This window comes from Fusibacter bizertensis (assembly GCF_029914245.1).
Classification (GTDB): Bacteria; Bacillota; Clostridia; order Peptostreptococcales; family Acidaminobacteraceae; genus Fusibacter_C; species Fusibacter_C bizertensis.
On sequence record NZ_JARYZI010000006.1, the window covers coordinates 246,470 to 255,144 of the forward strand.

The following is an 8,675-nucleotide window of genomic DNA, read 5'->3' on the forward strand; positions in this document are numbered from 1 at the left end:
AGATGCAACGAAATCGATTTCGTAATTTGAACTTTAAGTTTGTAATATATTTCAAACTTACTGAGGAGGACGTGTGACATACTATTTTGAAAACAATCAATTTGTAATTGAAGATTATGATAAGCAGAAAACATTTTCTAGCTTTTTACCTGGTATTGCTGGTGTTAAAGGGATTCCTTTGTGGGCATTTTACGCAAATCGCGGACAAGGAATAACCAGTTTTGGGATTAAAGACAAGGATGAACCTATACTCGAATTTTTCCCCGCAAATACGAGTTATCAATATGTGGACAAGTACGGATTTAGAAGTTTTGTAATCGTAGATGGTGATGTATATGAACCGTTTGCAGTTCATACAGATGATGATGTAAAGAGAAATATGTATATATCAAGGGGTCATTTTTCAATTGAGGAGATCAACAAATCTAGAAATATTCATTATAAAGTAACTTATTTTGGGCTGACAAATGAACCAGTTGCGGGACTTGTTAGAAACGTAATGATTAAAAACCTTGGTGAAGAAAGACTGGTTGAAGTGGTTGATGGCATTGCCAACATCTTACCTTCAGGTGCAACAAATCAAAGTTATAAAAGCATGTCGAACTTGATGGTCTCGTGGATGGGCGTTGAGAATATTGAAAACAATGTTCCAATCTATAAGTTTAGAGCTTCAAGTGGTGATGAAGCTGAGGTATCCATGGTTAACAAAGGGCACTTTTACATGTCTTTTATGGAAGATGACAAACTTATAAAACCAATTGTTGACCTTGGACTCGTATTTGGCTATGATACATCTCTGTCTATACCTGCCGGGTTAATTGGCAAAAAACTCAGTGATTTAAATTTAGATGCGCAAGTTGTTGTTAACAAAGTGCCTTGTGGATTTTCGCCAGTATCAAAAAAACTTTCAAAAGACTCGTGTATTGAACTCAATACGCTGATAGGACATGTGTCAGAGGTGTCAATCATTAATCAAATGGCACACTTGATTATAAAAAAAGACTATATAGCCAATAAGCTTAAAGAAGCAGAAGCGTTGATAGATGTCTTGGTAGATGTGGTTGATACGAAAAGCAATTTTCCGTTATTTGATGCTTATATCAAGCAAAATTTCCTAGACAATACTTTGCGAGGTGGGTATCCTTTGGTTTTTGGTGAAGGTGATCGCAAAAAGATTTATCATGTTTTTTCAAGAAAACATGGAGATCCGGAGCGTGATTATAATTTCTTCACTCTTGCGCCAGAGTTTTATTCTCAGGGGAATGGTAACTTTAGAGATGTAAATCAAAACAGACGTAATGATGTTTTCTTTGTACCAGAGGCGGGTCTTTTTAATGTGAAGATGTTCATGAATCTCATCCAGTTAGATGGGTATAACCCTTTGGGTGTACAAGGAACAACTTTTACGTTGGATCAAGATAACGCTGATAAAATCATCGATAAATATGTAGTGACAAACCAAGAGAAGATAAGAGAAGTCTTAAACTATAAATTTTCTCCAGGCAAAATAAGCATGCAAATCGCATTAAATGACGTTGAACTAAATGTATCTGAAGAGCTGTTTATTGGTTTGGTTTTAACTGAAGCAACGCAACACATTGAAGCTGTTTTTGGAGAAGGTTTCTGGGTGGACCATTGGACTTACAATTTTGATTTGATTGAAAGTTATCTGAGTATTTTTCCAGATAAAATAGATGAATTGCTCTTAGAAGATAAAAGCTATCAATATTATGAAAGTCCAGTTACGGTTTTACCAAGAGATCTAAAATACGGACTTAATAGTAAAGGCGAAGTGAGACAATACGGTGCTTTAGAAGAGGAAGCCCATACAAAACGCTTTAATCAATCCAACTGGTCCAGAGATCAATCAGGAGAAGTTTACAAGACAAATTTAGCTCAGAAATTGTTGACACTAGTGTTTACAAAGCTTTCGTCATTAGATCCTCTGGGTATGGGTGTTGAGATGGAAGCAAATAAACCAGGGTGGAATGATGCCATGAATGGCTTACCGGGTGTTTTTGCTTCAGGTATGAGTGAAACCATTGAACTTGTAAGAATCGTGCGATTTTTAAAAGCTAACTTTGAAAAAAATAATAATTTAGCGGAAGTTAAATTGCTTGAAGACAATTACGTGTTTTTTAGAGCGTTATACGCTACGGTTACTAAAGAAATTTCTTTGTTTGAGCGTTGGGATGAGATGGCTACAGCTCGAGAATCTTTTAGAGCACGTATTAAAAAAGGCATAAGTGGTAGCGAAGTAAGTGTCTTAAAATCAGAACTGTTATCTTTTTTATCGTGTGTTGAAAATATACTAATTGATGGTATTGATCGTGCTAGACAGTGCAACGAGGGTGTGATTCCAACTTATCTCACCTACGCTGCTAGTGAATATGAAGAGTTGGGTTATACTACCCCTTACGGTTTAAAAGCGGTTAGAGTGAAAGCTTTCGAACTGCATAAAGTCCCTGATTTCCTCGAAGCACCTGCTAGGAGCTTGAAAATTGGGTCTGTTGAAGAAAATATTAACCTGTACAACAAGATAAGAGCATCAGAATTATACGATGCACCTTTGAAAACATACAAAACAAGCGGCAAACTAGATGAGATGAGTTATGAACTTGGCAGAATAAGAGCATTTACACCGGGCTGGTTAGAGCGAGAAAGTAACTTTTTGCACATGACGTATAAATACATCTTGGGACTCTTAAAGGGTGGTCTGTATGACGAATTCTATGAAGAGATAAAATCAAATTTAGTTTGTTTTATGGACCCTGATGTATATGGTCGTTCAACACTTGAAAATTCAAGCTTTATAGCGAGTAGTTTAAATCCAAACCCAAGTGTTCGCGGTCAAGGATTTGTTGCTCGACTAAGTGGTTCAACCGCTGAAATGTTAAGTACTTGGAATGTTATGATGTTTGGTAAATCTGTATTTCAATATAATGAAGAGCTTATTTTCTCACCAGCGCCTTTACTTCATGCAGATTTTTTCTTAGAAGGGCGTGTAAAAACCACCTTGCTATCAAGTATAGAGTTCATTATTGAAAATAAAACTTCACTGCCAACGTATTCTGATCAAGTTGAAGTAGATTACTATTTGGTGGATGGTAAGCGCGCTATAGACGTCAAAGGAGATTTAGCGCTGCAAATTCGAAGTGGTCAAGTAAAGCAGATTATCATGGTTTATAAACTTAAATCGAAATAAAATCCAAATAAATCGATATAAATTGAAATAGGAGGCTATATGAAAGTAGTATCTGTAAGGTCGGAGAAAAAAGATTCGAAATACTGGATGCAGTTACCTGAACGTGAGACGGGTAATTTTGATCCAAGGAGACAAGTAATTGCAGTTAATAGTGAACATACTTATCAAGAATTTATGGGATTCGGCGGGGCTTTTACCGAATCTGCTGCTTTTACTTTGTCTGAAGCGCCGTCGGAAGTGAGAGAAGAAGCAATTCGCGCCTATTTTTCTAAGGATAAAGGACTCGGATATGTTTTGGGACGTGTTCACATCCATTCTTGTGATTTTGCGCTTGAGAATTACACTTATGTTGATGAAGGAGACAAAGAACTTACTACGTTTGATATTTCTCGTGAAGACAAATGGGTTGTTCCTATGATCAAGGATGCTATGCGTTATGCTGGTGGACCACTTAAAATATTGGCTTCGCCGTGGAGCCCGCCGGGGTTTATGAAAGATACAAAAGAGATGAATTATGGTGGAAAGCTATTGCCTGAATACTATGCATCATGGGCAAACTATTATGCTAAGTTTGTTGAGGCTATGAAAGAACGTGAGATTGACATATGGGCTGTAAGTGTTCAAAACGAACCACTAGCAACTCAAACATGGGATTCATGTATCTATACAGCTGAAGAAGAACGCGATTTTGTGAAAAATCATCTAGGTCCAGTTTTAGAAAATGCATGTCCAGATACCAAAATTATCATCTGGGACCATAACCGTGATGTGCTCGTTGAACGTGGTGCAGTTGTACTTGCGGATAAAGAAGCTGCAAAATATGTATGGGGAACAGGTAACCACTGGTATGTCAGTGAAGCTTTTGAAAACCTATCTGCGCTTCATAATCTTTTCCCAGATAAACATATATTGTTTACTGAAGGATGTGTAGAACTTACAACTACATCTGAAAATGCTGAGTTTAATGGTTATTTAGGCTCATGGTCAAACTGTGAACGTTATGGTAGAAACATCATCGGTGATTTTAACAATTGGAGTCGTGGATGGATCGACTGGAATTTGGTGCTTAACGAAAAAGGTGGCCCAAATCATGTTTATAACTACTGTGAAGCACCAATTATGTATGACCGTACGGAAAAAAAGTTGAGTTACAATAACTCATATTACTATATTGGACATTTTTCTAAATACATCGAAGTTGGCGCGAGACGACTAGAAATTAGTGTGACAAATGAAGATGTTCACGCGGTTGCTTTTAAAAATCCAAATGGCGATATCGTTGTAGTTGCTCAAAATGAAGGATGGATTGCCCAAATGAGCCTTGTTGTTGATGGTGATGGTTTAAACATAAATCTTCCAGATCATTCAATCACAACTTTTGTGCTAAAGTCAGAATAAAGCCGAGACAATAGGGTGAAATGTGATGCAAGTGAATCATAGAAAGCTCTGAAGTAAATGAAAATATTGTATTTAGGCAATCGGTTTCTTTTAGTTCTAGGCGGTTTGAGCGAGGGGGCTACGCTATCAAAATCGCACAAATTCATTAGAGAATATGTATTTAAAGTGTAAAAAAGAGCAGAAAAATATTTTCTTAAAACAGATGAAACTGTTCAAATTCAGTGATTAGAGCTAAATATATGCATGATGTTAATTATCTTTATATCACGATGATAGAACTTTGAACTGGCTTTAGACCTATATTTGAGATTGTACTAAAATTAGTGAAAAGCAGCAAAAAAAGTGGCTATATTGAAAAAAAATTAAAACAATGACGAATTTTTAAAATAAGTATTGAAATCGATTTCGTAAATGTGCTATATTATAACTACAACAGAGTTAGTTGTTGCCAAATCAAAATTTAAGGGGAGATATGATGAGGAAGTTATCTATTTTATTAGTGATCTTGTTAGTAGCATCACTTGCTTTAACAGCATGTGGAACAGATGGTACAGATACAGCGGATACCACTAAAGAAACTCAAAATGTTACAGTTGATACAAGTAAAGATTATTCAAAAGAAAAATTAGTAGTTTGGTCATTTACAGATGAATTTGCTGTCGCAGGTGATGTTGAATATTTCGAAGAAATGTATACAGCTCCTGGAAAACCTTTTGAAGGTTTAGAAGTAGAATTTGTAGCCGTATCTATCCAAGATGGTTACATGGATAAAATTTTACCTGCACTTGAATCAGGTAATGGACCAGATATTTTTTCTGGCGAGTTAGATCAAATCAAACTTTTCATCGAAGCAGGTTATTATGGAGATATTGAATCAATGATGGAAAATGATCCTGATGTTGATTTAGCAGCTGAAAAAGCTGATTATAAAGAATATATCTGGCAATCAGGAATTGATCCAGCAACTGGAAAATTAGCTGCTCTATCTTGGCAAGTAACGCCAGGTGCGATTTTCTTCAAAACAGATATGGCTGCAGAAGTATGGGGTAGTGAAGCTGGATTCCCAGAACTTGGATCAGCAGACTACAATACAGCAGTTACAAACTGGATGAATGCAAACAAATTTAACACAATTGAAAATTTATTAACTGCACAAAAAGAAGTTAAAGAATTTAACTCTAGCTGGAGATTATTCTCAGATGATCAAGCGGTAAGACACTTTGCAGCGGGTACAAACAATCCGTCTATGTGGATTGACGAAAATGGAACTTTAAACCCGGCTAAGATCAAAGAACAAATTCCTTACATTAACTTAGTAAAAGAAATGTATGGCGAAACAATTGGTGAGTCTTTAACAGCTAATGCTGCTGAATGGTCAGGTCCTTGGTTTGATGCTATGGATAAAGATTTAGTAGATGCTGAAGGAAATACTTGGCAAGTAATGGCATATTCAATGCCTACATGGGGATTGAAATATGTACTTGAGTTAAATATTGAAAAAGTTGACGCAGAAGGCAACACACTTGCTAAACCAGGTGAAGATGCAGATCAAGCTGAAAAAGATGCTTTTGATGCAGCGCCTTTCAAAGGTAACTGGGGTATGGCTTCAGGTCCTAACTCATATTTCTGGGGTGGTACTTACCTAGGAATTAACGCAGATACTAAGGTTCCAGAAGTTGCATTCGCATTCTTAAAGTCAATGTTATTTGATAAAGAACGTCTTGCAGCTCGTCAGCAAGCTGATGGTGATATGTACTCAGTTGAATCTATCATGGCACCAGTTATTGCACAGTACGATGGTAGAGAGTCTTTAGGTGGAATGAACCACTTGAAAGTATTTAATGATGAAGCAGCAAAAATCGATTTATCTAATGTAACGATCTACGACAGAGGCTTAAACGATCTTTTAGGTGTTCACATCACAAACTATAAACAAGGTGCTGAGGGTTACAATTCAGTAGCTGATACACTAAAAGCGTTCTATGCAGATGTTCAAGTTACGTATCCAGAGATTTATGTTGACGGATTGCCAACTGAATAAATGATATTGATACAAAAGTAGACCTTAAGTCTACTTTTGTATACTTTTGTAGATGGAGGATGAAATGAAAAAAATAAAAGACAAAGTAGGATACCTTTTTATATCCCCTTTCTTCTTGGTTTTCTTCCTTTTCAATGCATATCCGATCTTCTTTACTTTATATTTGTCGATGACAAGATATAAAGGTTTTGGTAAAAAAGTATTTATTGGAGCTGATAACTTCAAATTGCTATTTAAAGATCCTAATCTAGTTGATGCGTTTCTGAACACCTTAAAAATTTGGGGTGTAAATATAATATTTCAGATATTCCTTGCCTTATTGTTGGTTATGATTTTCTCGGATATTAAATACAAAGTCAAAGGGTTAGGTTTTTTCAGAGTTATATTCTACTTACCAAATTTAATTGCTGCTGCGACAATTGCATTGATTTTTATGAAATTACTTGATAAAGACTATGGTGTTGTAAATCAAGTGTTATTTAATATTGGATGGATTGATAAACCAATAGGATGGTTAACTAAGCCGATAATGGCACAAATGAGTGTTTCTGGAATTCAGACTTGGATGTGGTTTGGCAACTCATTTATCCTATTTATGGCGTCAGTACAAGCTGTAAGTAAAGAAGTTTTTGAAGCAGCACGAATAGATGGGGCTGGAAGGTTTCAAGTACTGATGAACATCACACTCCCTTCAATTAAACCGATATTAATGTATGTAATGGTCACAGGTTTAATCGGTGGACTACAATTATTTGATATTCCGTTCTTAATCACTGATGGTAAAGGTTTCCCAGAAGGTAGTTTAAATACGATGATTGTCTACATCTACAATATGGCTTTTGTTCATAAAAATTATGGTTATGCATCAGCGCTTTCGTTTGCTCTATTTATTGTTATAATGCTATTTACAGTTGTATTTACAGTGATGACTAATAGAACAGAGATCAAAGAGTTTATTCAAAACCGTAAGATAAAAAAAGCAAGAAAGAAAGAGCTATATGCATTGAAGGGAAGTGCTAAACATGAATGATTTAAACAACAAAGATCAAGTTGATGATCAAATTGAAAAGCAAAATATCCAAAGGCAAAGCATAAAGAGAAAAGTTAAACGCAAAAAAATAATCGTTTACACTATGGTTTATCTATTTCTTGCTCTACTTGTAATTGTAGCCGTTATTCCATTTTGGATCGTAATTATCAATTCTACGCGTGATGGTATGGCAATACAGACTAAAGGTATTACTTTGATGCCAGGCACAAGTTTATTTGAGAATTATAAAATACTAGTTGATAATGTGGATATTACACGTGGATTTTGGAATTCACTTAAAATCGCAGTTTTAGTCACAGTTTTATCAGGATATTTTTCCGCACTCACAGCATATGGATTTCACATGTATAACTTCAAAGGTAAGAACTTTTTATTTGGTATTATATTAGTATTCATGATGGTTCCTAGTCAGTTAGCTTTTTTAGGTTATGTAAAATGGATGACACAATTAGGTCTAATGGATACACATGCTGCATTGATTATCCCATCAATTGCTTCGATAGGCACCGTATTTTTTCTAAGGGCATATATCAGTGCTGCACTGAGTAAAGAAGTTATAGAATCAGCGAGGATGGATGGCGCTGGGGAATTATATATTTTCCACAGAATTGCATTGCCGTTAATGGCACCAGGTGTTGCGACGATGTCAATTTTCACCTTTATAGGTTCTTGGAATAACTACCTTAGTGCAAGGGTAATCTTAAGTTCTAAACAAAACGAAACGCTTCCAATGGTTATCTCTTCATTGAAAGCTTTAAAAATATGGTATCAAAACCAAGGCGCGATTTATCTTGGATTTGCCATTTCAATTGTTCCAATTGTAATCGTATTTATTTTCGCCTCAAAATATCTCATTGAGAACATATCAGCAGGTGCTGTAAAAGGATAATTGAGTCGGTTTAGAAGGTGCTGTTGCAAATCTAAGAATTAGATTAGCAGCAGCATCTTTTTTCGTACTTCTTGGAAATTCAATGAATCTC

At 35.7% G+C, this 8,675-nt stretch carries 5 protein-coding genes; all 5 read left to right on the forward strand.

The genetic code is table 11. The features are described from left to right. Positions 1 to 73: 73 nt before the first annotated feature. The 5 genes from QE109_RS11030 to QE109_RS11050 all read left to right on the forward strand — a co-directional run bounded on the left by QE109_RS11030 (position 74) and on the right by QE109_RS11050 (position 8,584). Positions 74 to 3,205, forward strand: coding sequence for a cellobiose phosphorylase (locus QE109_RS11030; RefSeq protein ID WP_281094541.1), 3,132 nt, complete (start codon positions 74 to 76; stop codon positions 3,203 to 3,205). Positions 3,206 to 3,244: 39 nt separating this feature from the next. Beyond that, complete coding sequence (locus QE109_RS11035; protein WP_281094542.1) at positions 3,245 to 4,603, forward strand: glycoside hydrolase family 30 protein; 1,359 nt, start codon at positions 3,245 to 3,247, stop codon at positions 4,601 to 4,603. Positions 4,604 to 5,078: 475 nt separating this feature from the next. Next, positions 5,079 to 6,644 (forward strand): hypothetical protein, encoded by a 1,566-nt coding sequence (locus QE109_RS11040; RefSeq protein WP_281094543.1) that lies wholly within the window; start codon positions 5,079 to 5,081, stop codon positions 6,642 to 6,644. 64 nt (positions 6,645 to 6,708) lie between these two features. Further along, on the forward strand, positions 6,709 to 7,674 hold the full coding sequence (locus tag QE109_RS11045; protein WP_281094544.1) for a carbohydrate ABC transporter permease: 966 nt from the start codon (positions 6,709 to 6,711) through the stop codon (positions 7,672 to 7,674). Beyond that, positions 7,667 to 8,584, forward strand: a complete 918-nt coding sequence (locus QE109_RS11050) for a carbohydrate ABC transporter permease (RefSeq protein WP_281094546.1) — start codon at positions 7,667 to 7,669, stop codon at positions 8,582 to 8,584. Before QE109_RS11045 ends, QE109_RS11050 begins: the two co-directional genes overlap by 8 nt. Positions 8,585 to 8,675: the final 91 nt, after the last annotated feature.